The 26,510-nt window shown below is 33.0% G+C and carries 24 protein-coding genes; 10 read left to right on the top strand and 14 right to left on the bottom strand.

Annotation, left to right across the window (positions count from 1 at the left end; translation table 11 throughout):
- Positions 1–103: 103 nt before the first annotated feature.
- The 4 genes from IR010_RS16520 to IR010_RS16505 are packed head-to-tail and all read left to right on the top strand — an operon-like array spanning position 104 to position 2,493.
- On the top strand, positions 104–910 hold the full coding sequence (locus tag IR010_RS16520; RefSeq protein WP_194569593.1) for an SDR family oxidoreductase: 807 nt from the start codon (positions 104–106) through the stop codon (positions 908–910).
- Between the two features lie 12 nt (positions 911–922).
- The gene (locus tag IR010_RS16515; protein ID WP_194569595.1) at positions 923–1,228 is read left to right on the top strand and encodes a hypothetical protein; all 306 of its coding nucleotides are present in this window, start codon (positions 923–925) and stop codon (positions 1,226–1,228) included.
- Between the two features lie 26 nt (positions 1,229–1,254).
- The gene (locus IR010_RS16510) at positions 1,255–2,169 is read left to right on the top strand and encodes a helix-turn-helix domain-containing protein (RefSeq protein WP_194605442.1); all 915 of its coding nucleotides are present in this window, start codon (positions 1,255–1,257) and stop codon (positions 2,167–2,169) included.
- A 3-nt stretch (positions 2,170–2,172) separates the two neighbouring features.
- A complete protein-coding gene (locus tag IR010_RS16505; protein ID WP_194605439.1) occupies positions 2,173–2,493 on the top strand; it encodes a MazG-like protein in 321 nt (106 codons plus the stop codon).
- Between the two features lie 72 nt (positions 2,494–2,565).
- Here IR010_RS16505 and IR010_RS16500 read toward each other — a convergent pair whose 3' ends face one another.
- The 5 genes from IR010_RS16500 to IR010_RS16480 form a co-directional block, all read right to left on the bottom strand.
- The gene (locus IR010_RS16500) at positions 2,566–2,952 is read right to left on the bottom strand and encodes a helix-turn-helix transcriptional regulator (protein ID WP_194569601.1); all 387 of its coding nucleotides are present in this window, start codon (positions 2,950–2,952) and stop codon (positions 2,566–2,568) included.
- Between the two features lie 231 nt (positions 2,953–3,183).
- Complete coding sequence (locus IR010_RS16495) at positions 3,184–3,462, bottom strand: hypothetical protein (RefSeq protein WP_228515181.1); 279 nt, start codon at positions 3,460–3,462, stop codon at positions 3,184–3,186.
- A gap of 349 nt (positions 3,463–3,811) precedes the next feature.
- Complete coding sequence (locus IR010_RS16490; RefSeq protein WP_194605436.1) at positions 3,812–6,085, bottom strand: ATP-binding protein; 2,274 nt, start codon at positions 6,083–6,085, stop codon at positions 3,812–3,814.
- Entirely contained in the window at positions 6,075–6,686 is a 612-nt protein-coding gene (locus IR010_RS16485) for a biliverdin-producing heme oxygenase (protein WP_194605433.1), read from the bottom strand. Before IR010_RS16485 ends, IR010_RS16490 begins: the two co-directional genes overlap by 11 nt.
- 286 nt (positions 6,687–6,972) lie before the next feature.
- The gene (locus tag IR010_RS16480; RefSeq protein WP_194605430.1) at positions 6,973–7,629 is read right to left on the bottom strand and encodes a DUF6766 family protein; all 657 of its coding nucleotides are present in this window, start codon (positions 7,627–7,629) and stop codon (positions 6,973–6,975) included.
- Positions 7,630–7,956: 327 nt separating this feature from the next.
- Here IR010_RS16480 and IR010_RS16475 point away from each other — a divergent pair, with 327 nt between their 5' ends.
- From IR010_RS16475 to IR010_RS16460, 4 genes are all read left to right on the top strand, one after another.
- Complete coding sequence (locus IR010_RS16475) at positions 7,957–8,106, top strand: hypothetical protein (RefSeq protein WP_157495080.1); 150 nt, start codon at positions 7,957–7,959, stop codon at positions 8,104–8,106.
- 22 nt (positions 8,107–8,128) lie between these two features.
- Positions 8,129–8,530 (top strand): hypothetical protein, encoded by a 402-nt coding sequence (locus tag IR010_RS16470; protein WP_194605427.1) that lies wholly within the window; start codon positions 8,129–8,131, stop codon positions 8,528–8,530.
- Between the two features lie 187 nt (positions 8,531–8,717).
- Positions 8,718–9,116 (top strand): hypothetical protein, encoded by a 399-nt coding sequence (locus tag IR010_RS16465; protein ID WP_029272540.1) that lies wholly within the window; start codon positions 8,718–8,720, stop codon positions 9,114–9,116.
- Positions 9,117–9,149: 33 nt separating this feature from the next.
- Complete coding sequence (locus tag IR010_RS16460) at positions 9,150–9,431, top strand: PrgI family protein (protein ID WP_029272541.1); 282 nt, start codon at positions 9,150–9,152, stop codon at positions 9,429–9,431.
- A gap of 165 nt (positions 9,432–9,596) precedes the next feature.
- Here the strand turns inward: IR010_RS16460 and IR010_RS16455 are convergent, their stop codons facing one another.
- The 3 genes from IR010_RS16455 to IR010_RS20150 all read right to left on the bottom strand — a co-directional run bounded on the left by IR010_RS16455 (position 9,597) and on the right by IR010_RS20150 (position 10,930).
- Positions 9,597–9,971 carry an STAS/SEC14 domain-containing protein gene (locus IR010_RS16455; protein WP_194569619.1) on the bottom strand — a complete coding sequence of 125 codons (375 nt, stop codon included), beginning with the start codon at positions 9,969–9,971 and terminating at the stop codon, positions 9,597–9,599.
- A 308-nt stretch (positions 9,972–10,279) separates the two neighbouring features.
- Positions 10,280–10,438, bottom strand: a complete 159-nt coding sequence (locus IR010_RS20155) for a hypothetical protein (RefSeq protein WP_228515180.1) — start codon at positions 10,436–10,438, stop codon at positions 10,280–10,282.
- A 132-nt stretch (positions 10,439–10,570) separates the two neighbouring features.
- The gene (locus IR010_RS20150) at positions 10,571–10,930 is read right to left on the bottom strand and encodes an outer membrane beta-barrel protein (protein ID WP_228515179.1); all 360 of its coding nucleotides are present in this window, start codon (positions 10,928–10,930) and stop codon (positions 10,571–10,573) included.
- Positions 10,931–11,477: 547 nt separating this feature from the next.
- Between IR010_RS20150 and IR010_RS16445 the strand changes: the two genes are divergently transcribed.
- Complete coding sequence (locus tag IR010_RS16445) at positions 11,478–12,794, top strand: ComEC/Rec2 family competence protein (protein WP_194605425.1); 1,317 nt, start codon at positions 11,478–11,480, stop codon at positions 12,792–12,794.
- 306 nt (positions 12,795–13,100) lie between these two features.
- On the opposite strand, the gene IR010_RS16440 is transcribed toward IR010_RS16445, so the two are convergent.
- The 4 genes from IR010_RS16440 to IR010_RS16425 form a co-directional block, all read right to left on the bottom strand.
- The gene (locus IR010_RS16440; RefSeq protein ID WP_194605423.1) at positions 13,101–14,870 is read right to left on the bottom strand and encodes a RagB/SusD family nutrient uptake outer membrane protein; all 1,770 of its coding nucleotides are present in this window, start codon (positions 14,868–14,870) and stop codon (positions 13,101–13,103) included.
- Positions 14,871–14,874: 4 nt separating this feature from the next.
- The gene (locus IR010_RS16435) at positions 14,875–18,159 is read right to left on the bottom strand and encodes a SusC/RagA family TonB-linked outer membrane protein (protein WP_194605420.1); all 3,285 of its coding nucleotides are present in this window, start codon (positions 18,157–18,159) and stop codon (positions 14,875–14,877) included.
- A gap of 74 nt (positions 18,160–18,233) precedes the next feature.
- Entirely contained in the window at positions 18,234–19,157 is a 924-nt protein-coding gene (locus tag IR010_RS16430; protein ID WP_194605417.1) for a FecR family protein, read from the bottom strand.
- A gap of 83 nt (positions 19,158–19,240) precedes the next feature.
- Entirely contained in the window at positions 19,241–19,765 is a 525-nt protein-coding gene (locus tag IR010_RS16425; protein ID WP_029272548.1) for an RNA polymerase sigma-70 factor, read from the bottom strand.
- A 266-nt stretch (positions 19,766–20,031) separates the two neighbouring features.
- Here IR010_RS16425 and IR010_RS16420 point away from each other — a divergent pair, with 266 nt between their 5' ends.
- Positions 20,032–21,087, top strand: coding sequence for a phosphatidylinositol-specific phospholipase C1-like protein (locus IR010_RS16420; protein ID WP_194569630.1), 1,056 nt, complete (start codon positions 20,032–20,034; stop codon positions 21,085–21,087).
- Positions 21,088–21,280: 193 nt separating this feature from the next.
- Here the strand turns inward: IR010_RS16420 and IR010_RS16415 are convergent, their stop codons facing one another.
- A complete protein-coding gene (locus IR010_RS16415) occupies positions 21,281–23,212 on the bottom strand; it encodes a metallophosphoesterase family protein (protein WP_194605414.1) in 1,932 nt (643 codons plus the stop codon).
- A 377-nt stretch (positions 23,213–23,589) separates the two neighbouring features.
- Positions 23,590–26,466 (bottom strand): RICIN domain-containing protein, encoded by a 2,877-nt coding sequence (locus tag IR010_RS20145; protein ID WP_228515178.1) that lies wholly within the window; start codon positions 26,464–26,466, stop codon positions 23,590–23,592.
- Positions 26,467–26,510 lie beyond the last annotated feature (44 nt).

Raw genomic sequence — 26,510 nt, 5'->3', positions numbered from 1 at the left:
ATAAAGCAACTTTCGTCATTTTGGCTTATACAACAACCAAAAAGACTAAATTACTTTTTACATTTCGGCTGAATTTTGCATTATAATTTTAAACAATAAAAAAATGCAAAAGACAATTTTCATTACAGGCGCTTCATCAGGATTAGGAAAAGCAACAGCTCAATTATTTCAGAATAAAGGATGGCAAGTTATTGCAACAATGCGAAATCCTGAAAAAGAAACTGAATTACAAAATTTAGAAAATGTAATAATTCTTCCGTTAGACGTTTCTGATTCAGAACAAATTAATTCTACTGTACAAAAAGTTACTGAAAATTATACGGTTGATGTTGTCATGAACAATGCCGGATACGGATTAATTGGTGCTTTAGAATCTTTAACTGATGAACAAATTCAACGTCAGATTGCCACTAATTTACTTGGTGTAATTAGAGTTTCAAAAGCATTTACAGCACATTTTCGTGAGAAAAAAAGTGGTATTTTTTTAAATATCAGCTCAACTTTTGGATTGATTGGTTTTCCGACGTGTTCTATTTACAGTGCAACTAAATTTGCTGTAGATGGTTTTTCAGAAAGTATGGCTTACGAACTGGCACAATTTGGTATTCAAGTAAAAGTAGTTGCACCGGGCGGTATGCAGACTGATTTTGCTATTCGTTCTATGGAAGTTGGCCAGCACAAGGCCTATGAAAAACTGACAGCAGAAGTAAGCAAAGGCTATAGTGCTGAACAAATCGCAAATTATTCAAAAGTAGAAGATGTTGCTCAAATTATTTACGAAGCAGCAACAGACAATAAAAGACAGTTGCGATACGTAGCAGGAAATGATGCGAATGCATTGTACAATGAAAGAATAGAATTGGGAACTGAAAATCAAGTTCAGAAAATTAAAGAAATGTTTACTTTTTAAAACTAATCACAGATGAAAAATCAAGCTATAGAATTGACTACCTTTAAACTGAATGGTTGTACCGTTGCACAATTTATTGAAGCCAACAAAGAAGTAGATGCATTTTTGAAACGCCAAAAGGGATTTCGTTCCAGAAATATTTCGGAATTAAAAAAAGGTATCGTTTACGATATCCTGATTTGGGACAGCGTAGAAGACGGAACCGATGCCATGCATAAATTGATGAGCGAATTAAGCGATTCTATCGTTCATGGTATGATTGACCAAAGCACTGTAAGCTGGAATATCGCAGCTGTACAACATTTCGTAAGTTTGTAAAAACCAAAGCAGTTCAATATATAATTATGAAAAAACAGCCTAAAATATTTGATTCACTTTCAGAACTGCATAAAGCTATGGGACAGCCTAAGCCATCGCATCCCTTAATTGGTATTTTGAATTATGGTGAAGCCGTTTTTGATCCAAAAGATTATCAACAAGGTATTATTTTAAATTTCTATAAGATTTCTTTCAAAACACATTTCTCTGGAAAACTTAGATACGGACATGGCTTTTATGATTTTGAAGAAGGCGGCATGTCATTTATTTCGCCTGGACAAATTTTGCGCATGCAAGATGAAGAAGCAGATTACAGTGGCATGTCATTGCACATTCATCCTGATTTTATTCGTCCTTATTCTTTAAATACTAAAATCAAGCAATATGGCTTTTTTGGTTATTCGGCTGCTGAAGCTTTGTATTTATCTGAAAGTGAAAAAGAAACCATTTTAGGTGTTTTTCACAGTATTCAGAAGGAACTAAACGAACGTATCGATGGTTTCAGCCAAGATGTTATCCTATCTCAGATCGAGCTTTTACTGAATTACAGCAATCGCTTTTACAACCGCCAATTTTTGACTAGAAAAGCTATTAATCATGATGTTATCAGTAAATTAGAAATCTTGCTGGAAGATTATTTTAATACTGAAAAAACAATTGAAAATGGTTTGCCAACTGTTCAGTTTATAGCCAATGAACTCCAGCTTTCGCCAAGATATTTGAGCGATTTACTGCGAAATAGCAACGGGCAAAATACCCAACAATTTATTCATGATAAATTAATCGAAAAAGCAAAAGAATATATTGCAACAGGAACTTTATCAATTTCTGAAATTGCTTATAAATTAGGATTTGAGCATCCGCAATCTTTCAATAAATTATTCAAGAAAAAAACAAGCCTTACTCCTGTCGCGTTTCAGGAATCATTTCATAAAAACTAAATTATGCCAAAAATAGATTTTGAACAATTGAAACAACGCTCTGTAAAAATAAGAGATGCTTATCACAAATTAGAACTCGCACATCATGGAAGTCAATGGACTGTTGAAGAAGATGCTTTAGCTTTTCTTACAGACGCAGGTTTAGTAGGACGCCACGCCATGTCACAACAAGGCAGATGGCCAAAAGAAAATACTAAAGAAGAATTAGAACATAAATTAGGCGAATCAATTTGGTGGCTCACTGTTTTGGCTGCCCGTATGGATTTTGACATCGAAGAAGCAACTGAAAAATTTCTTTCGAAAACTGAAAAATTGTTAGGCTAATAGTACTACTATACTAATCAAACGAGCTGTTGATCATACGGCTCGTTTGTAAAAAGGCTTAATTTTAAAACTTCAAAGTTCCCCAAACTTGTCTTTATAACGCTCCAATTCTGCTTCTGTTTTACTTAAAAGTTTTTCTAAAAGTATTATTTTATCTTCATAAAGTAATTTTAATGTTGAAGTATTTTCGGTATTAATCAAAATACTGCCGTTGTTGTTTCCAATTACCTTATTAAAACTGCTGAAATAACGCTCACTGTCAAAACTTATTATATCTTCTACACTGACTTCTAAAATACGAGCAATTTCTACCAATTTTACATAGGATAAAATCGTTTTTCCTTTTTCAATTTTACTATAACCTGCTTGGGTTACCCCGAGTTGTTCTGCCATATATTCCTGAGTGTAATTCTTTAGTTCTCTGATACTTTTGATTTTGTTTTTGATTGAAGTGGCCATATTTTTTATTTGGAGATAAGGAATAGCTGACACAGCCGAATACCATTTTTTGTATTGCAACTAGACCAAATTTTAATGCATGCTAAACTACTTCATTAGCAGGTTAATGAAGTAGCTTTATTGTTATTTTTTCTTTGTAGTAATTATAAATCCATACACGACAGCAATGGCAATACATGCTAAATCGTATGAGGGAATTCCGGATAATGACATTGGAAGTTTTTAAAAATGTTAGGCTGTTCTCTTTACCATTCGATCAAACTGTAAGTTTAGGTATTGATCTATTTGCTTGCCTATAATATTACGATCTGCGGCTTTAATTTTTATTTTTATTTCGTGCTGAAAACAATCTCGAACTAAAACAGAATATTCAAATTCTACATTATCATGAAACCTTAAGATTATTAAAACAGTATAACATAATAATGTTGGAATAATATAATACAAATCAGGTATGCGAGTAAAAATCATACTGTAATACGCGATAGCAGTAACGATAATAAACAACATATTAACAAGAAAGTAAGTTTTCTTTCTTCTTACTATTCCGAGTTCGTCTATTTCGTCAAAAGCATATTGCCAACGATTTTTACCATAGCGAAATTGGACTTGATTAGAGGTAATTGTAATGAACATAATAAGTAGGTAAAACGATTTAGGAATTTGTTTGAGGAATTTGCAATACTTGTAAGTAAAACAACTCTTAAATGCAATATTACGCAATAACTTCTTTTTTTTCTTACATTTATCATAATAGAATATAACTATAGGTTATAATTCAATACTAAATGTAAAGCATTCCTTATATTCATTTTTTGATCAGTACAATATCTCATACTTTTTTATTACAAATATGTAATCAATTGATAGTTAACGTATCTGATGGATCACACGGAAAGTAAAGTATAATTTCAGTTCCTTTATTTAATTTTCCAAATGCCCGAATATTTCCGTGGCTAGTCTGCATTATTTTTTTGCACAATGCTAACCCAACTCCTGAACCGTCATATTTTTCGAGTGTATGCAATCGCGTAAATATTTTAAAAATCGATTCGGCGTATTCCTGTTCAAAACCAATTCCGTTGTCAGAAAAACTGATCCAGTGACAATATACCTTATTAGAATATTTATTGATCTCCGGCTTTTGTGATGCCGTGATATGAATCTCAGGAAGTCTTTCTAGTGAAGCATATTTTAATGAGTTTTGCATAATATTAGAAAAAAGCTGTTTCATTAAAAACGGAACAGCATGGACTTCAGGCAAATTTTCGAATTTGACCGTAGCTTTATTTTCAAAAATGATATCTCTCATTTCTATTATGGTTTCTTCCATAATATTGTTCAGGCTCACCTTTTGAACAGATTCTTTAGTGTTTTTTATTCTTGTATATTTTAGAATATCTACCAGCAAATTCTGCATCCTGTTGGCTGATTTTGTAACGCGCTGTAAAGAATCTATAATTGACAAAGATGGAATTTCGTTCGTATCTGAAAGTACTTTTGAGGCAATAAACTGAATTTTACGCAAAGGTTCCTGTAAGTCGTGCGTACTGATCCAGTTAATATTTTCAAGCTCTAAATTGGTTTCACGCAATACTTCACTTAGGTTGCGATACTTTTCTTCTTCTTCACTCAGCAAAAGCATAATAATTTGGTTGTGAAGTGAATGTGCAAAAGTTGATGCAGCATTTATTTCGGGCTGAAGCCAAATTTTACTTTGATGCTTAATTATTTGTTTCCATAAATTAAATGAATTTCTGGGATGAAGTCCGTTGCTGTCAATTATAATGGCTTTTTCTGGATCTCCGGCCCAGTTAATCTCTGCAACGGTTTCAGGCCTATACCAAATAATATTATTTCCATTGCCTAAAGAGTGATAAATTATTCCTGAAACATCTTTATAATCAACTAAATCTGGCACAAAATTACTAAGCTTATTAGTAGAAAATGTTTGCCCGTATTCATGAAGATGTATCTGCTGAATAATCTTTTCTATTTCTTCATCAGAAGGTGTCAGTCCGTTTTTATACTTTGTATTTCCAATACAAATTGAAACACCACTGGCATTGCAAAGTTTTAATAATTCAGGATTAGCACAAATTCGTTCAAAAGATTTGTGTTCCATTACAAGGTTTAAATCCATAAGACGCTCAAGAGCCTTATTGGTTTTACGCGAAATTTCATATTCATCATTCGACTGCCTTAAATCGATTTGCGAAGTAATAAATTGCCCTTGAAGTTTTGCGGCAAGCCTAATTTCGGGAGAAATATTTTTAGCCGAATAATGATGACAGGCAATAAGCCCCCATAAGCGATCATGATGAATAAGCGAAATTGTAAGCGTCGCTCCTACTCCCATATTTTTAAGATATTCGACATGAATTGGCGACGTACTCCTAAGCACAGAAAGACTCAAATCAAGATTCTTATTTTCTTTGTCGTCAATTGTAAAAATTGGAACAGGTTCGTAACCAATATCTACAATTAAACGTATTTGGTTTTTCATATACAATTCCCTTGCCTGAACAGGAATATCTGTATGCGGGTAATGAAGTCCTAAAAATGGTTCTAAATCTTCCCGACAATTTTCTGCATAAATTTCACCATTATAATCAGCATCAAAACGGTAAATCATAACTCTATCGTAACCCGTTATTTCGCGAGTTCCTTCGGCAACAAGCGCGCATAATTCTTTCAAGGAACGAGTATTATTCATATTAGACACAAACTGAATCGTTTGTGCATAAATATCGGCAAGCTGTTCTTTTCCTGTTGAAAGCGGTTCTGCTTCTAGTATATAAGTATTTCCGCTTTTATGTATGCTTATTTGAAATGATTTTTCCTGAAGTTCTAATTCAAGCGGAAAAACAAGCTGTTTGCTGTTATGAAGATAGTGGTATAATTTTTTCTGGGCGTCACTTCCAAAAAGTTCACTGAATTTATGTCCTAAAACGGCATCATGTTTTAAGTCCAGAAATGACGAAATATTACCTGTACAAAAATCAATCTTCCAATCTAGCGTAATTCCGAGCAAAAAACCATGTGGCTGAATACTTCCTGGAATATGAATAGGTTCATGCTCGCAATTGGTTAAGGTGACTAAATCGCGGTTAACAATATCTTTAATTTTCATTTTTTGATGCATTTAAAAAATGATTGTAAATACATTCAAAAGCATATACGGCTCCTTCAATAATTTCGTTTTCACATTTATTTTTTTGTTGGTACTCCGTAAGTGTATTCAGGAAGTTTTTCCAATAACTGCCTGTTTTATTGCCATATCCTGTAAAATACGAAATTCCTTCTTGCTGATCTAATCCCTGAATTGTCTCTACATTTTTTAAGATATAACGGCCACCAAGCGAAGATCCTTCAATAACATATAATATTCCGAGAGCAAATGCAGTAGTGATTTTTTGATTTTCAAAAACGATACTGCTTCCGTTTTTGTTAAAATTTAAAAATAATAAATCATTATAAATCAAATGTGTTTTTTCTCTCTCTTTTAAATCGAAAACAATATCTTTTAAGAAGGGAAAAATAACATCCTCAGTACTTTTATGTACATCATACATTAGTGATAAATAATGGCAATATTCGCCTATTTTCATATCAGCAGAAAGTATAGATTTTGAAACAGAAAGGTTTTCGAGTTTTTTGTGCGCACTTGCGGTATGATTTTTTAGATGATCTAAAAAATCAATATCTGTTGGGAAGCCCAAATTTGAAATCATTGTATAATTAACTAAGTGAAAAATTTATTTTTGGGCAATTTGCCACTTATTTACTGCAATACAGTAAATGTGAAAAACGTATAATATAACGTTAGGATTTCAGTCATATCATTGTTAAGCTTTAGATAAAGACATTATAGACAGTTGTTTTTCAACAATTTATAGAGTCTTTAACATTACATCAAATTAATTTAAAATTTAATTTGATGTATCTCGCCAAATGTAGTCTTTTTTAGTGAATAAAATTTCTAATTGATTTAAAATACAAAACAAAATTAGTACTAATTCATTCACCTGTTTCACTATCTGGAGCATCGACTGGCTTAGATTGCGATGAGCCTTTTTGACGTAAAAAAACAGATAATATAATGATAGCAAATACAGAAAGAAATTCGCTTTGCCAATTTTGAAAAGATTCAAACCAAAGTCTTGAATCACATAAATATTCTGTAAAAGAAAGTTCTGGGCTTCCCTTTAAAACATTCATTTGATTTTCATCTTTTAAACTTCCATAAAAGTGAAGTGCAAAAGAAGCAAAAAATAAAACAAATAAACTTAAGGTTAAAGAATTTTGATAAAGTTTAAGCCAAAGTCCGCCTTTTTTCACAGGCCATGGCGCTCCTTTTCTTTCAGCCGAAGGTTCGCGGTCGACTTCCTCTTTTCCATCTAATCCTTTTGATTCTGAAGAACCTTTTTGTCTTAGAAAGATAGTAAGCCATACAAACAGTGCCATTTGCAAAAATTCACTTTCCCAATTTTCAAAAGTTGATTCTATAAAATGTCCAGTCGTTAAATATTCCTTCATTGTAACGGCATGACCGCCATTTTCGAGAAGATCCTTGTTATACTCTTCAATACCAAAAAAAATCTGGCCAATAAATGCGCCAATAAAAAGCAGTAAAAATACAATCGACAGACTATTTTGATATATAAATTTTTTCATTTTTCAGATTTTTAAAGATCGAGTTTGTGGACAATCTATTACTACTAAAAAATCCACAACAAGACAGGCAAATTTAAGTTTCAAAACAATGCATATTTTATAAGATTGTGATCAAAGATTACATCATTTAAACGCTTATAATAAAAAATAACTATGAAAATGTAATCTTGAAAAATATCTACATATACAATCTAAAAGTTATATTATTAAAACGAAACCTTATATTATAAAGTGCTGTTAATTATACAATTACATTTGATTTTTTTGTAAGGCATCAGCTCCCCTTCCGAAGTAGATTTGTAACATAAACAATTAAAACTTAATATCATGAATACAAAAGATCAAAAAAACAGCAGCACTAAAACATCAGGTGCAAAGTCTACAGACAAAAAAATAGATAAAAAGGAAACTTCTCCAAAAAGAGAGACTAAACCTGAAGCTAAAGAGGCTAAGAAGCCGGCGACAACTAAAAAATAACTAATTCTAAAACTATTGAATTATGGAAACACAAAACAACCAAAATTACGATCAAAACAATCGGAATTTTAACAATCAAAATCAAGAGAATTTGATTGAAGAAGAAAAAAGAGCTTCTAATGAAAATATTCAAGAAGAAGATCTCCATCAAAATCAAGAAGAATTTATTGATGATGTCAACCATCAAACAAATGACTTCAATAGAAATGAAAATCTTCCAAATGAGCCCGTTTTGAATGGAGAAAATCAAATTACGAATGATCTTGATCCAGATGAATTTGATGACGATGATTTAGAAGAAGATGGCGATCTTGATGATGAAGATTTAGAAGACGACGATGATTTAGATGACGTTGATGAGGATTTAAACTTAAGCGAAGTTTCTCACGATCCTTTTCCAGGTGTTAATCAAGATAGATTCTAAATATTATGTCAAAATATAGATAATAACCGTTAAGCTAATTACTTAACGGTTATTTTATTATGAGGTGTTTTCATTTTAATTGTATAACAAAAAACCAAAACTATATAACCGCTATAAAATTGAATTAGGTTAATTTTAAAATTATTGATTTTAAGAGAATAAAATTGATTTAGAACGGCAAAAGTATATGGATATTACAACACAAATAATCTGGTTATTTATTTTAGCTATTCCAATAGCATGTATAAGCTGGACTGTTACGCATGAAGAAATTTTTAAAGAACCTCGAGAATGGTGCGTAAACCATTCAAAAAATGACCGATTTTTATTATCCAGAAAAGTTTTTTATCTCTTTACCTGTGAATATTGTTTTAGCCATTACATAACTATTTTCTTTTTGTTTTTATGCGAATATAAACTTTTGTTAAATGATTGGAGAGGCTATGTTTTGGCAGGGTTCTCGCTGGTATTTGTAGCAAATGCCTATATGAGTCTTTTTGCTTTGCTTAGGCAGGCTATAAAAAAAGAAAAGGTAGAAATTGAAAAAATAGAAAATGAAACAGATAGTGAAAAACTATCTTCATAAATATAATTAAGTATAATCAAACAAATTACAATCATGGAAAATTTAAATTTCATAGACCCATTATTACACGGAATTGTTCCTGAAGCTTTAGAAAATAAAACATTAAATTTATCAGTTAAACAATTGGCTTGTGCTGGAGTAAGTACTTTAGTAATTGGAGCAGTCTTAAAAAAGGCTGGCCAAAATAAAACAGGCGCTTTTGTTGCAAGTCTTGCACTTCCTTTATTAGCTTCTGCTTTTTACAAAAAATACAAAAATAGAATTTCAGATACAAGTCAAGATATCCACCATAGCGGTATTGAATACAATCATTAAAACGGAATAAAAATTATAAGAAAGCATTTCTATAATCACTTGTGATATTTAGAAATGCTTTTTTTTTATGCAAATTCCAAATTCCAACAAAAAAGCCTATATCTCTATAGGCCTTTTTTATATTTGTATGTTTGGTTTAAAGACTAGTCTTAAAACTACGGTATTTTATTTAACCTCAATGTTTCCTTCAACCCAATTTAAAGCTCTATTAAAGTCTAATTTTTTAAAACCTTTAAATTCTCCTGGAACCACATAACTAAATCCGTTTGTAAAAGAAATAATTTCTTCTGAATCTGTAATTATCGCAGCTCTGTTCCATTTTCCCAGATGTTTTAATCCCAGTAACGCATCTTGAAGCCATGCGCCGGCACTAAAGTTCTCCAGATCAGTATCAAGAACGAGCAAGAAATTAATTTCATTAGTTTGTTTTACTAAATGTTCGACCGCAGGAGTTACTACAGTAAGGAAATCATCTTTTGTTACTTCTGCTAATGCTCTAAAAGCAACTATATTATCTGCTGTGTCAATTTGATGTATCATGATATTTTTTAATTTTTGAAAGTTAGTAAAGACGGTTAAAATGATTTCGCATTTTAATAATTGTCTATCAAAAATAGTTCAAGAATACAATTGATTCTTTATATCATCTCAACCTATTTTTATAAAATAACTATGTTTTTTTTAAAGTCTAAGTTAATGAGACAATGAGTTACTAAATATCAATTGGCGCTTCTTTCTTTTATTTTTTTGAAGTAGATATTAAAAAAGGGATAATACAAGTACGAGCAGTAAAAATATCTTTTTCATAATTTTTGTTTTGATGTTGAAACTCCTGTATCTGTTTTTATTTATTTACTGAAATCATAACTTAAGGAAGCTCCAAGTCCAAATTGAAATGTTGATGCATAATCAGTAACTGCCAATGGACCAAAATAGTAGTCCCAATAATAGTCATATCCAACAGCTGCCGACATAGATTGCAAATATGCATGAAGATTAATTGACAATGGCGAATTAGTTTTTACTTTTACACCCGCTTTAACTTCCCAGGCAAAGTAAGTACCACTGCCGCTCTGTGGCGTTTCAAGAATAGAGATCCCTGCACCGGCTCCTATAAATGGAATTGCTTTTTGAGAACTTTATCCGAAATAATAGGTGTAATCTGCTAATATATAATTAATTGCACCTTTATCATCTCCGGCATTAAGCTGAGTCCCAGGAGGAATGGTACCGTTATTTAGGGCAATCTTTGTGTACAAAGGCATATTTGTATCAAATCTGTTATATTTTAATTCAATTGATTGGTTGTCAATAAAAAAATATTCGAGACCTAATCCATACTCAAAACCGTCTTCTACTTTTGCATACGAATTGTCAAAATCTACTTTGTCTGAAAAGGTATAACCTCCATATAAATTAAGCAAAAATGACTGGGCACTTTGGGCTGACATTGCCAGCGAAAAGAAAAAAACAACGAATAATACATGATACTTTTTCATAATTTTTGATTTTTTAATTTGTTTAATAAATGGTTTATAAGTATTATTAAAACTTCTTCTTTTGTTTTAAATTAAATCAAGTATTCATCAATGAAATTTCACGAATCTTTCGGTTGCACTATTGCCGAAAATTTTTATTAGAGGAAATATCTAGCACTGAAGAAAGTCCTCCTTAAGCTGAGTAATTTATTTTTCATCATTTGCTTTTTTAGTTAGGCAAATTAATTCTTGGTAAAATGAGGAAGATCAATTCTACAAACCATAAGAATTTTAATAGACTTTTTCACGTGTATTAAAACTGGCTCAAAGCTATTTATAAAATAAAAACAGACATATGGCATATTGAATTTTAATGGTTTCAAATTATAAAATGAAACCATTTAGTGTACTTTTTTGTCAATTAACAACACGTTGAAAACAAAAAAAATCTTACAAAAACAACCTCTATGTGATTGATTTACATATATTTGTAATAGTATTAATACACATGACCAAAAATTTATTCATCACAAATGAATTAAATCTATTAACTTAAATCCTAATTATTATGGCAGACCTTTACAAAGTTGTTACCAGTCTTTATGCTGATGTTTATAAAAATATTGGAACAGATGGAAAACCTAAATCAAAAAACAACACGATTCTTATGGGTTCATTCGTTAAAATTTTACCCGAAGAAAATGCAAACTGGCAAAAAGTGTATGCTTTTAGCAAAGAAGGCTGGATTGATAAAACTTGTATTGGCCTCTCGCCTTCCTTAAAATGTTTTTATGTTGATGTTGGACAAGGAGACGGTGCTTTGCTTGAAGTTGGAAATGATGAAAACGGATTAAAAATTATCATTGACGGAGGACCAAATGATAATTTGAGCCGTTACTTAAGCAAATGGCAATACAAATATTACTTTGACAATAACAAAAAAGTTCACATTGATTACATATTCGTAAGTCATTTTGATAAGGATCATTATCAAGGATTAATTGATATTATTAATGATGAACATTATACCATTGGAACTATTTTTCATAACGGAATAGCAAAATTCAATAATGAAAAAATCAATTTTCCGAAATTAGAATACAATTCTGAACTCGGAAAAAAATTCAAACACGAAGGCGAATATTATTTAGAAACCTGCTTTGGTACTTTGGACGAATTTAACGCTTTGAAAATTAAAGGCGGTATGCTGGATCTACAGGAAAAATTTCTCGGTGCTGTAAACAATGCCAAACTTCAAGGCCGACTCGATAGTTTTAAGCGAATTGATCATACAAGTGCAATACCTGTAAAAAACATTAATACTAAAGATTTTAAGATTGAGGTTCTAGGCCCCGTAACTTCACAAATTAATGGCAAATTGGCCTATAAATATTTTGATGATGAAGCGCACACCATTAACGGTCATAGCATTGTACTGAAAATTACCTACGGCAACCGTTCATTTTTATATGGAGGCGATTTGAATATTCCGGCAGAAGATCATTTGCTCAAGCATTATCAAAATACAAATCCGTTTGAAGTTGACGTGGCAAAATCATGTCATCATGGAGCTTCTGAATTTACAACCGATTTTATGGATAAGGTAAATCCGTATGCAACGGTAATTTCCTCTGGAGACAATGAATCGTATTCGCACCCAAGAGCTGATGCTATTGGCTGTGCAGGAAAATATACGAAATCTAAAAGACCTCTTGTATTTTCGACCGAATTAGCGCGTTCTGTTTCTGACAGTTCAACCAAAATAAAATACGGAATGATTAATTTAAGATGCGATGGCGATAATATAATCATGGCACAAATGAAAGAAGCCGTCAGCAGTGGCAGCGTTTGGGATTTATACGAACAGAGTTTTTTTAATGATTGATTTTGTTTCAGGTTTGAAGTTTCAGGTTTAAAGTTTCAGGTTTCAGGTTGGCCATTTGTTGTGAATTTAAACGCAAAGTTCGCAAGGTTTTTATAAAGGTTAATTTTTAGAAACGCTAAGTTCGCAAAGCTGTGCGTTTTTATGCTTGTAAAGACAATTTAAATTAAAAAATATTTGCCAACCATGTGTTAAAAATCAGCTCAATTCAAGTCGCATTTGAACCTGAAACTTTAAACAAAAAAACAAAAGCCTGTCTCTTTCGAAACAGGCTTTTTGTAAAAAAATAAAAAATAAACTAACACAAACTTAATTGTATCCTTGATTTTGTGTAAACTCTTTCGTTACATCTATCGTTGACTGCGGAATTGGGAAAACTCTTCTGAAAGGTTGAGAAGCAGGTTTAGCAGTTCCTGGCAAATCAAATTTTCCAAAACGAATCATTTGAGGTCTTCTGTATAATTCCCAGTATAATTCGAAACCTATTTCGTTATACAATTGTGTAACATCTAATGATGTTAGTGCTTTTCCTGGCGCGCTTGCATATAATGATTCTCTTTTTCTGCTGGTACGCAATTTGTTTAAATCATCCATTGCTAAAGCTGTATTTCCTTTTCTGAAATACGCTTCTGCTCTCATGGTGTAAATTCCACCTAAACGATACAATGGAATATCAACATTACTGTTACCGTTTCCTCCTTCTGGATCAAATTCATATTTAAAAATACGAGCACCTTGATTGATTTCGTTTTGAGCAAAAACGGCTTGAGAAGGATTTTTAAATGTTAATGATGGTGTAAAATCCATTCTGGTTGTAGTGCTTTTTTCCATATACAATGGAGAAACTTTGATACGGCCATTAACCATTTCTAACGATCCAGAAGCCAATAATATTGGTCCGTATTGTGGTCCTGCAACAATTCCTCTTGTAAAGTGGAACCAAGGCAAATTAGCACTTTTAGGTACAATATCTGTTGCAGGAACACTTGGAGTTGTTCCGTCGTTCGTAAACCAAGTTCCATCTGCGTATTGATATGCTTGATTAAATCTTGGGTCATCATGATTATTATCCCAAGTAGCGTAAAATTCTGGAGTTGTACAAGCCGCATTTGTTCCTCTGTTTGCTGCAGAAGTTCTTTGGTTACGCTCCATAGATACATAAGCAAAACTGTTTGAACCATTTCGTATGTAATCTATCTTTTGAGAAATCGCAAAAATAAGCTCTGTTCCAGTATTATTATCTCTTGCAAAGTTTTTAAAATAATTGCTTTCTAAAGTATATTTTCCTGAATTGATCAACAATGAAGTGTAATAAATAACACGATCCATATCTGTTCCTCCTCCGCTTACTGCAGGTTCATTAAAATTGAAGTTTGAAGTTGCATTAAAACGATCTTTAAATACGGCACGATTCAAATACATAGTGCTTAAAAAACCATACGCTGCCTGTTTTGTAAATCTTCCAGTGTGGGTTTGCTGCTGGCCAACATCTGCCAAATCAGGCAATAAAGCTTCAACATCTGTAATTAATTTATCAATTTGAGTATCTGCTTTTAAAATCTGCAAAGGTGCATTTGGATTTAAAGGATCTCTGTATGGCGCTTGTCCGTACAAATCTAAAGTCGTATATAAATAATACGCTAAAAGAGCTTTTGATTCAGCAAGAAATAATTTTTTTTCCGGAATTGAACTTTCTTCAGCAGACTGAATTGCGGTTAATGAACGTGTAATTCCGTTTGTTAATTTATTCCAGTTGTCTCCCACAATTGCATTATCAGATTTCCATGTAAAATCATGCATGTCTCTCCATTTTCCTCCATCTCCCCAGTCACTTCCGCGAGTTGGCAAAATAGCTTCGTCTGTCGTGTATTCCTGTAAAGAAAAAACACCTCCGTGATCTACAAAAGTTCCATCTCCAAGTCTGTCGTAAGCCGCCGCCAAAGCTCCAGCAGGATTAGAAGCATTTTCTCCTAATACTTCATCTAAAACAACTTCGTCAAGATCTGTACAGCTTGCAAATAAAAAGATGCAAGAGAATAATGTGATTAATTTTATACTAAAAAATGTATTTGTCTTCATAATATTATAATTTTAAAGTTGCTCCAAAACTGAATGTTCTAGAAGTTGGATAACTAGCGTAATCAATACCAATTGATTGGTTTCCTCCGTTTGATTTCGGACTGTTGATTAAAGGATCGTAACCAGAATAATTCGTAATCGTAATTAAGTTTTGTCCTGTAATGTAAAGCGTTAATCCGTTTAGCCAATTGATTCCTTTTAAATCAAAATTGTAACCAACGCGAGCTGTATTCAATCTAATAAAATCTGATTTTTCTAAGAAAAGAGTCGATAAAATTGGAGAGTTCGTAGCATTTGCTCCTGATTCATAATAACCTGTAGCAACGTTTCTGTCAGATGCTAAGTTGTTTATGTTTAAGGCATTCAATCCTGTATTATTCAATAAGTAACCTCCCGTTTGACCGATGATAGAGAAAGAAAACGAAAAGTTTTTGTATCTCATATCACTATTAAATCCGTAGTAGAATGTTGGCAGCGCTCCTTCGATAATAATTCTGTCGCTGTTGTCAATTTTTCCGTCTCCGTTTTGATCTTTAAAGATATTAGCGCCATTTGCATCAAAACCAATATGATCTAATAAATAGAATGAACCTGCAGCGTAACCACTTTTGTAGATATTTGCATTTACGCCTGATTGTCCAGGTCCTGAAATAGTTCCAGTTAAGATTTCTGAAACTGGCAAATCTTCAATTTTATTGTTTAAAGTTGCTCCGTTCATGTCGATGTTCCAAGAGAAATCTTTGTGATCAATTAATTTTGATCCTACCATAAATTCAAAACCTTTATTGATGATTTTTCCGTCGATGTTTGTCCAAATTGTAGTTGTTGGACTCAAAGCCTGTGAAGGAACATTCAAAATTGCATCAGTTGTTGTTTTGTTGAAATAATCTAAAGTTCCGTAGAATTTATCATTCCAAAAACTAAAGTCCAAACCTAAGTTATATTGTGTTACCACTTCCCATTTTAAATCAGGATTAGGCGTTCTGTTTACTGAAATTCCGTTTACCAAATTCAAATCATTGTACAAATAATATCCGTCAGCTCCAGATAATGAATAACTTGCCTGTGTGATTTTATTTTCAACTTCCTGATTTCCTGTCTGACCCCAGCTCGCTCTTAATTTTAAATTGTTCAAAGCTTCTACATTTTCTAAGAAACTTTCTTTAGAAATATTCCAGCCTAAAGCAAATGAAGGAAAGTAACCGTATTTGTTATTTTTTCCGAAACGAGTCGAACCGTCTGCTCTCATAGAAGCCGTCAAAAGATATTTTTCGTTGAAAGTATAATTTAATCTTCCAAAATAAGACTGCAGTTCATTTTCCTGCGCATATCCAGAAACTCCAGATTGCGTACCAGCAAAACCAGGATTTATTGATGGCGCGATACCAACTCCTTGATTTGAAATACCGTCAATACTGAAAGCTGTTCCTGATCTTTCAAATTTTTGATATGAGAATCCGCCTAAAACTTCAAATTTGTGTTTGTCTAATAAAAGATTGTAAGTCAAATAATGTTCGATCAAAGAGTTTTTAGAATCTAAATTATTTTGAACATATTTCCCTTTTGGATTCAAATCTGTCAAGTTTGGAAAAATAGTCGTGTTTCTTTCTGCTGTAGAACGGTCAAAACCAACATTCAATTTATATTCTAATCCGTCAACAATTCTAAGTGACGCTTCTAAGTTTCCTAAAACTCTTAAAGTGCGTGTTTGGTCATCATAAATGCTCAGCAAATACGCTGGATTATAATGCGCATTCATGTTGAAGTTGGTGTAATTTCCGTTTGCATCAAAAACAGAACGCGTTGGGTTTGCCATTAATGTATGCACGATCAATTGTCCGTTAGAACCACCGTCATCACTTGTAGGAACTCCGTCATCTTTAGTTTCACTTGCAGTAAGATTCATTTTTACCTTCAAACGTTTGTTGTCTAAAAACGATTCAGCAGCATTAATTCTACCCGACATACGTTTAAAATTACTGTTTCTGATAATACCTTCCTGATTCATCTGAGCTGCAGAAGCGTAGTAATTTCCAGTTTCTGTTTGTTTTGAGAACGAAAGTGAATTATTTGTCGTGATTGCAGTTCTGTAAATTACGTCCTGCCAATCTGTATTTCCTCCGTGATCGAATGCTGGGTCTTTAATCGCTTTTCTGTATTGATCTGCGCTTAAAACATCTAATTTGTTAGCAACATTCGAAATTCCTGTATACGAATCAAAAGTTAAAGTTCCTTCGCCTTTAGATCCTTTTTTTGTTGTAACCAAAACAACTCCGTTAGAACCTCTTGCTCCATAAATCGCCGCCGCAGAAGCATCTTTCAAAACGGTAATCGATTCGATATCACTGCTGTTCAAAAAGTTTAATGGATTTTTTGCCTGAGAACTTCCAAAACCTACGTTAGTTGCTGCAGGACTTACATCATCATTTGATAATGGCACACCATCTACAACAAATAAAGGTGTACTCCCGCTTCTGATAGATCCAACACCACGAATGGTAACATTTACTCCAGCTCCCGGCTCACCGCTTGTGCTAACTACACGAACACCGGCTACTTTCCCTTGCAATAAATTGTCTGGAGAAATAACAGGGCCTTGTTTGAAATTTGCTGCTTCAAGCTGTGTAACTGCTCCGGTAACATCTTTTTTAGATTGTTTTCCGTAACCTACAACCAATACTTCATTTAACTCAGAAGTATTTGGCTCTAGCTGAATGGTCATAAAACCACTTTGAGCCGCAACTGTTTTGCTTTTATAGCCTAAATAAGAGATTTCGATTGTTTTGCCATCGCCAACAGTAATTTCGAATTCCCCATCAAAATTAGTAACTGTCGAGTTTGAAGAGCTTGTTTCCATGATTGTTGCACCCGGAATTGGCACTTTATTTTCGTCAACTACTTTTCCTTTTATCTTAATTTTGTCAGCTGCTTTGCGAGTTATCGTTTTTGGCGCTTCTGTTTTTTGAATCAAAACTAATTTGCCATTAATATTATAATTGAAATTAGCTTTTTTAGAAAGGTCACTTAAAATTAAAGCAATCGATTCGTTTGTATAATTTACCGTATAAGCAGTATTATCAGCAATAATAGCCTGTCCGTAACTAAATTTATAATCAGTCTGCTGACTCAATTTTGAAAAAATAGAAACTAAAGTTGCTTTTTCTATTTTATTTTTTACTTTTGATTTTTCAAGAAAATTAGTTTTACTGTAACCATTTTGAATGGCCAGTAACGCCAGTACTAAAAAGACAATTCTCTTTAGATTTAAATAGGAAAGTTTAAAATACATGATTTAAGTTATTGGTTTTTTTACGATACTTAATTATTAATCGCAGTTGTTCTCAGCAACTGCTTTTTTGTTTTTTAGTTTACTTTTACTATTTCGCCATAAACTTTAAATTTTAGGTTTGTGATATAATTTATTTGTTCTAAAACATTCTCTAATGTTGCGTCCTTCTTTATGAATACCGTTAACGGCGTTGCTAATACTTGCTCATTTTTAAATTGAAATGAAACGCCGTATTTATATTGTAAAATGGTAATTACTTGTTTAAGAGTGGTTTGATTAAGCATTACATCTGTCGAGTACCAATTCACCAAATAAGCTTTATCTGCCAATTGTTTGGTTAACTTTTGAGACTCAAATAAGGCTTCTTCATGTGGAACTAAATCGACACTTTGTCCTTTTGATGTAACATTTACTTTTCCGGTTACGACAATAACTTCGCACTTTGATTTTGATAATTGAATGTGAAATGATGTTCCGACCACTTTGGTTTTTAGTTCGCCAGAAGCAATAATAAAAGGATGTCTTTTGTCTTTGGCAATTTCAAAAAATGCATTTCCTTTTATAAGCGAAACTTTTCTTTCTTCTCCCTCAAATTTTTCAGGATATTGAAATAATGAATTTGCTGCCAGATAAATTTTCGAACCATCACTTAGTTTGATAGATTTGGGGATCGACGAAGTTTTAAATGATAATTGCTTTTCTGATGAAACGCTTGGTTTGAATAAAAATCCTAAACCAACAAGAAAAAGAATACTGGCAGCTGCCATATATTTTAAATAAGGATTGATGGTTTTCTTCTTCACTATTCGAAGCTGAATTCCGTCATATATATTTTTTGAAGCTTCATCTAAATTTCCCATCGAAGCTTCGTTATATTTTGAATTCTGATATTGGTCAAAAGCAAAATCGTTCAATAGATTTTCTTCTGCTCCTGAAGTTTTATTTCGTGAACTTTTGTCTACAAGATGTTCTAAACTATGTTTGATTCTTTTTATCATAATACTTATTATTACCAGTAAGTACCAGAAACTTTAAATCGTACTATTGAGAAATATTATGAAACCATTAACACAAAGTTATCTTAAAAATTTTGACGAAAAATGATAAATGGAGCAAGCCAAGCCAAGTCTTTCAGGCCTTCGCGCAATTGTTTTAAAGCAGAAGATATTTGATTTTTAACAGTTTGTTTCGAAATTCCGAGTTCATCTGCAATTTGATCAATTGACATATCTTGAAATTTATACATCAGCAAAACTTCTTTTCTTTTCTCAGGAAGTTTGTCTAATAAAGAATAAAGCAAATCCATTAATTCTGGATCAATTGAAGCGAAATTATCAATAATATAATCTTCAAATTTATCTTCAAGAATGGTCTTGTCGAAACGGTTATTTTGATAATGTTTAAAGACCTGATTTTTGACCGCTCTAAATAAATACGGCTCGATAGCATTTATATTAAGGTCGTCTTTTCGTTCCCATAAATCGATAAAAACGTCTTGAACTATATTCTGTGCCAAGTCTTTATCCTGAGTCATCGTATACGAGAAAGCATTTAGCTTTTTCCAGTAATCAGTATACGTTTTTTCAAAAACTTCAGGATTCTTCATAGCTTATTTTGGTAGTGTTTGGTGATGTAAAATAATAAAATGTTATGCCAATGTTTTTTTCCTGAAGGTTATCTTTAAATTAAATAATGATTTTTTTTGATGTATTAATACTACTATTTTTGCACAAAAATGACAATCTGTTTGCGATTTCTTTTTCTTTAACTAACATAAAATTCAAATACTGATTTTAACTTAGTGTTTTCAAAAAAAGGTAATTTTCTTTATTGCTGCGTCCTCAGTATTAATAAAATTTACACTTTCAAATCATGAAACAAATTCTGTTTACATTATTTCTTGCCAGCGCTCTAAATTGCAATGCTCAGGCACAAAATGACAATCTAAAAATTAATCAGCTTCAAGTTATCGGGTCGCATAACAGTTACCGCCAAGCGATCGAAACTGATTTATATAATACCCTTCAGGCAAAAGACACAACGCGTTCGCTGAAAGGCCTGCAATACACACACATAAGCATTACAGAACAATTAAATAAAGGTTTAAGAAATCTTGAAATTGATGTTCAAGGTGATACTAAAGGTGGAAAATATGCGCACCCAAAAGGTTTGGATATTGCAAAATCTGAAACTGCATACGATCCAAAAGGAGAAATGAAAAAACCAGGTTTTAAAGTTTTTCATATGATCGATATTGATTTTAGAACATCTTGCTATACACTTCAAAATTGTCTTGCAGAACTTAAAAAATGGTCTGATGCAAATCCCGATCACGTTCCTGTTTTTATTACTTTGGAGCCAAAAGATGACGATAGCTTCTTAGGTACAAAAGCTGAGAAATTTACACCTGAATTATTTGATGCTTTAGACAAAGAACTTCGAAAAGGTCTAGGAAACAAATTGATCACACCAGATATGGTTCGTGGAAAATATAAAACTTTAGAAGAAGCCGTTTTAAATAATAACTGGCCAACGCTAAAAGAAGCGAAGGGGAAATTTTTATTTATTTTGGATAACAATGGAGCCAAAAGAGATTTGTATGCTTTAAATCATCCTTCATTAAAAGGACGTGCTGTTTTTATTAATGCAGAACCTGGAAAACCAGAAGCGGCAACTTTATTCCGCAACAATCCAGAAGATCACGCAATTGCTGATTTAGTTAAAAAAGGATACATTATAAGAACTAGAGCTGATGCTGATACAAAAGAAGCACGCGCAAATGATTATTCGCATTTTAATGCCGCTAAAAATTCTGGCGCACAAATCATTACAACCGATTATTATTTACCGAGTACCTTCTTCAATTCTCCTTATCAAATTAAATATGATGATGGGACTTATGTGAGATTGGATCCGGTTAATAATTAATTTCAAGTTTTATTTTTCAGTTGTCAAGTTCAGGCTGAAACCTGAAACATACACTATGTCATTTCGACTGAAAGGAGAAATCGCACTCGTTAATCCGCAAAGAAAGTCTTCAATCTTTGTCGATATACTAGTGCGATTTCTCCTTTCAGTCGAAATGACAAAAATAAAAATCTTTGCGCCCTTTGCGTAAACCTTAGCGCTCTTTGCGGTTAACTTTACCTGTCTTCAAATCGACTGTAAAATGATCAGCGGGAACTTCGTGCATGAATTTATTGAAGATGATAAAAAACAACTTCATTTGCTTTTGCAATGGTTTTTCATTTAAGTTTTCTAAAAACAACTTTGACAATATTTTATATTCTTTAACTCTTTGTTCTCCAACATCTACAAGAGCCAATTCATCGGCACTTCTAAAACGGTAAAAGTCAATTAAAAGATCATTTCCTGTCCAATTGAAATTTTCTTTTTTAAGCTGATTTTGAGTTAAAATTTGTTCCGACTTTATTTCTGCTTCATTCCATTCTTTTTGAAATTTTTCTTTGTTTTTTAGAATAAAATCAAAATTCTGATCCGATTTTATATTCGCTAACACCAATAAATCCTTTGCAGAAATATTTAGAATAAAATCCCGAAAAGAAGAAGGCCAATCATCGGCTAAAAATCGGAGACGAACTAACTCTTTCAAATGAAAATCGGTAAAATCGTGGTAATTTTTGGTTTTTAAAATAGCGACATTCCAAATGTCTTTTGCGTTTTGACTTTGCAAAAACTGATATTCCGTTTTATACAAATCAAAAAGCTCGTCGAATCTCGAAACTGTATCAATTGTAATGGTTTGAATATCGATCAAATTGTCTTTTTTGATTGTCAAAAGTTTGTATGCTGGAATATAAGCCGCCAAAGACGGCGTTTGAATATTAACCAAAGTATTGCCTTTTTCCGTCCTGCGGATTCCAGTATCATTAATGTGCATGTGTCCGCCAAAATGAAGCTGCAATCCTGCATCTGCAAAAACCTGCGCTACTTCTTCAACCGGAACGCGATTTAACTGCCATTTATTTGGACCTAATAATTCTTTTATTTCTGCAGAAGCGTCATCATTAAAATCAATCATTGGAAAATGGCTGAAAGCAACTAGAGTTTTACCTCGAAGTTTGGCTTCCGCCGAAATTTTTTCGACCCATTTAATTAAATGTTTTTTGTTTGAAAGTACATTATTATAACCCGTGCTTGCTTCAGAATAACTTTTAGAATCTTTAGGATCACCATCATTTTTCTTCGGCATATAAACGTTTCCGTCGATCGCCATCAGCCAAAGTCCATCAACTGGTTCAACCACATAACTTACATCCGGAACTTCATAACCGGGGGCAACATTATACACTCGATTAGATAATAAAGCACTTTCAGCTGCTTTTGCATAACTGTAATTTTCGCTCGTGTAAGTTGAAAAAGGAGTTGCCCAAAATTTGTATTTTTTATTCGGATAAAAACCAAAGTTTTTTAATCCGTCTGTGATTCCTAGATAACCCATTTTAGCAATATCGGCTGTTATGACAACGGGCTGTTCAGTAGTTAAATTCGGCTTATACATGCCGTCTTTGCTAAAAATGGGCTGACTCTTTCCGTCTTTACCTAGAAAATCTTCTTTGCCAGATTCCTGTGCAAATGGTCCAACAGGATCGTGGTTTCCTGTTGTGATAAAAAACTCAATAGTATATTTTTTTCTGTATTGTTCTAAAATTTTTTCTAATCCTCTTACGTGTATCGGCTGTCCGTCATCTGTATAATCTCCCGGAAGCGCAACGTATTTTATCTTTCGCTTTGCGATATCTTCTAAGGCTGCAATGAAAGCAAAATAATTTTCATTGAAAATTCTCGTCGAATGCAACTGCGATGCCATTGTTCTTATTAACGTATATTTTCCGGTTTTGGTATTTATAACTCCCTTAAAATCATTATCAGAAAATGTTCCGAACAAATCCTGTAAGTGAGCATCTGATAAAAATGCGACTTGTACTCCGTCTAAATTTGCTGGTTTTTGGGCTGAAATGTTATGACTAAAAGAAAGAAATATTAAAAATAAAGTACAATTTTTATATCTAGAAATGATTTTAAAATTCATAGGTTTTAACTTTTACAAATGGGGATTTTAATTTGCAATTTTATCGATTTAAACCCAAATTACGTTTATCGTATTGTTATCGAATGATAATGTTTACGAGATTTTTAATCGATAAAAAAAATCAGTTGTCACTCTAGGATAATTTTCTGTGGTGATAGCCATTTATATTCTTTCAATCGTTTACCTCTAATGAGGTAAATCCGCTAGGAGTTTATTGTTGGTATACTAAAAATGTCAACACTCCAAAATTGTCCTGTAGGGAAAACTATATATATCACATTAAAAACAAAAAAAAGGCTGTCATTTCTGACAGCCTTCCACTACATTAAAACCTTAAATTTAATGTATCAAAAACCATTATGGCAAATGGGTTAAGATTATTTTTTAATAAAACGCTTAATTGTCTTTTCTCCATCCTTCTCAAAAACAACTAAATAAATTCCTTGTTTCAAATTCGAAACATTCAAACTATTGTCATTTATTTTTTGAGATAAAATTACATTTCCAGTTTGAGAATCAACCACATTCAGGCTTCCTCCAGAAACGTCTTTTGTAAAGAAAAGCGTCTCAGAAACTGGATTTGGATATACATTAAATGCAGCTTCTTTGATTTCTCCCTCTTCTTTAATATTCGCTGACGCAATTGGCGCTCCTGCTCCTACTTTTGTAATACGAATCCAATTGATGTTCATTCCGGTATTTTGAATGTAGATTCCAAAATTATACGTTCCACCATTTACGCTTACAGTCTGCGTAACGGTCTGCCAGTTTTGCCATCCTCCCGTATTTGGAATATCAACATTTCCTAAAACAATAGTTCCTCCGTTTAAATCAGATGATAATTTTCCTCCGGTTACAGCACTTGCTACTCTGTATTCTATTAAATAAGAACCCGTTGATGGAAAATTAATATTGTTATAAGCCATCCAATCACCGGTTTCAGTATAGCCAACATTTGAACCTCCGCCAGTATCTGTAGTAGCTTCAACCTGAATACCGCTCATTGACGAATAGTCTTCGGCTTGAATTAAAGTGGAAGTCTGCGACGCAGTTGTAGAAATCAATTTCCATTGTCCACAAGTCTGGTTGTTGTTATCCCATTGCTGTACATTGGCACCATTTGCCGTACTTGCTCCGGCAACCTCAACAATTCTGCCGCTGTGTCTGGCTACAATTTTATAAAAACCATCTCCAGTATCAACTAAAATAAACTGTTGATTGGTAGTTCCGTTATACGGATATTGCTCTACATTCGCACCGTTTGCTTTGTTGAAATTGTTTACATCTAAAGATTGTCCGCTGTGATTGGCAATAATTTTATATAAGCCATCACCTAAATGTGTGAATGTATACTTTTGGTTGTTTCCTGTGTTTGCTGTTCCTTGGGCAACATTGGCTCCATTATCTAAACTGGCATTCCAGACATCCATATTAAGACCGCTGTTTCTGTTTTGAAGAAAGAAAGTCTGATTCCCCAAAGTAGTAACACCGTTTGCCAAAATTCTGATAGAACTAACTTTATCATTCCAAGTTGTATTTAAACACGAATTATCTGAATTGATTACAGTTGAAGCTCCGGTAAAATTATCATCTTGGTACAAAATTGCCTGAAATCCCTGCGTTATTCTAAGAGACGAAATATCATCATTTAAAATTCCTAAAGAATTTAAACGTGCTAAATTATAATCTCCAATTGTCAATCCTCCAGAAAATCCTGTGTAATTACAATCTTTATAAGCTGTGATTACATCTGTAGAAGGCGCTATAGTTCCTCCCGGGGGAATTGTCCCTGTAATAGAATAACTCCCGATAGAACCGTAGGCAGAATATCCTCCATAACCTGTATTTCCTGCTCCGTTTCCATCAACTCCAATAAAGTATTTACCAGCCGGAAGATTAACATTCATAGAAGCATTCAAAGCAAATGGATCTGAATTCCAATACGTTCCCATTTCAGCTCCAGCCGAATTATACAATCGAAGCAAAAGATGCAGATTTCCATCTCTGGAAACCGTATTAGCATTTATTGAAACATTTCCTCCGCCAGTTGTAAAAGTGAAGAAGTCATAATCAGCTTCACTCGAAATAATACCGTTTTTCTGATTGATGGCTCCGCTTCCGTTATAATCTAAATTTGCTGCAGAAGCCGTAGTATTTCCATAATCATCTCCACGATAGCCAACTCCAAATTTAGAGCCAGCAATTGTGGCTACATCGTCCTGCAGATTATTGGCATAATTGTATTCACCTTTACTCCATTGTACCACAGGTCTGTAATAACCTGCACCCATAATCGGCGCCCACGAAGTTCCGTCAATTCCAAGAAAATAATCCTCAGCTGGATTCGTACGTCCGTCATGACCAAGATCAAAAGTATGGCCAACTTCATGCGCTGAGGCATCTCCACCAGATTTACCTGAAGTAATAAATACCCAGCAAGGTACATCATTGTCCCAATTGAAGGAACCAATATAAGCTACACCTCCTGCTCCCGGAGCTGCAGTATTGGTTGGAGTTACCACCACGCGCATTCTTCTATTTCTTGGGTACGAATTGAAAACCGCTTCGCTTGTCGTTACATTTAGATTAAAAGGTCTATAATCTTCTGAAACTACTTCCCAATGTTGCTGTACATCAGCATCGCTCATTCCTGATGGAGCTGCGTTTATGGCATTTCCGTTGTTCCAAAGATTTCCTGCCGGCATATTATAACCGTCAAAATCTAACATTACACATCCGGCTGCGCCTGGCAAACTTTGCAGATTTAATAATGCAGGAGCAATTTGTGCTGCGGCAGTTTTACTTGTTGTGTTAGCAGTATTTGAAGGAACATTTTTATAATCGATGCAGACTAGTGTATTAATATCAACTTTAGAAACGTAGGCATTTCCTTGAGCATCAGAATAATATTTATAGGCTTCTCTTGTTTTCTTAAAAATGATATGACCTTCGAGTGATTTATCTTTTACTTTAATGTAAAAAGAAGATTCTGCAACATTTTTAATCTCTCCAATTAAAAATTCGCTTGATTCATTTGATTCTTTGTAATTGATTTTTCCAGTAAAGGTTTTTGAATTTGCTGCTTCAAGCAAAACTGTTTTATCTGTACTTTTTGAAGCAGTTGATTTTACCAATTCTTTCTTTAAATTGTTCATAAAAGTTTTACTGGAACCTAAAGAAGTCTGAGCCATTGCAAAATAGCCAAAAGCCAGAAATAAAAGTAAACTTAATCGAAATCTGTAATTGTTTTTCATATTAATTTGGGGGTTAAAGGGGATTACAATTTTAAATTATGAAT

The organism is Flavobacterium sp. MR2016-29 (genome assembly GCF_015350695.1).
Classification (GTDB): Bacteria; Bacteroidota; Bacteroidia; order Flavobacteriales; family Flavobacteriaceae; genus Flavobacterium.
Note: the sequence above shows the minus strand (reverse complement) of the source record. Positions and strands in the feature narration are given on the sequence as shown.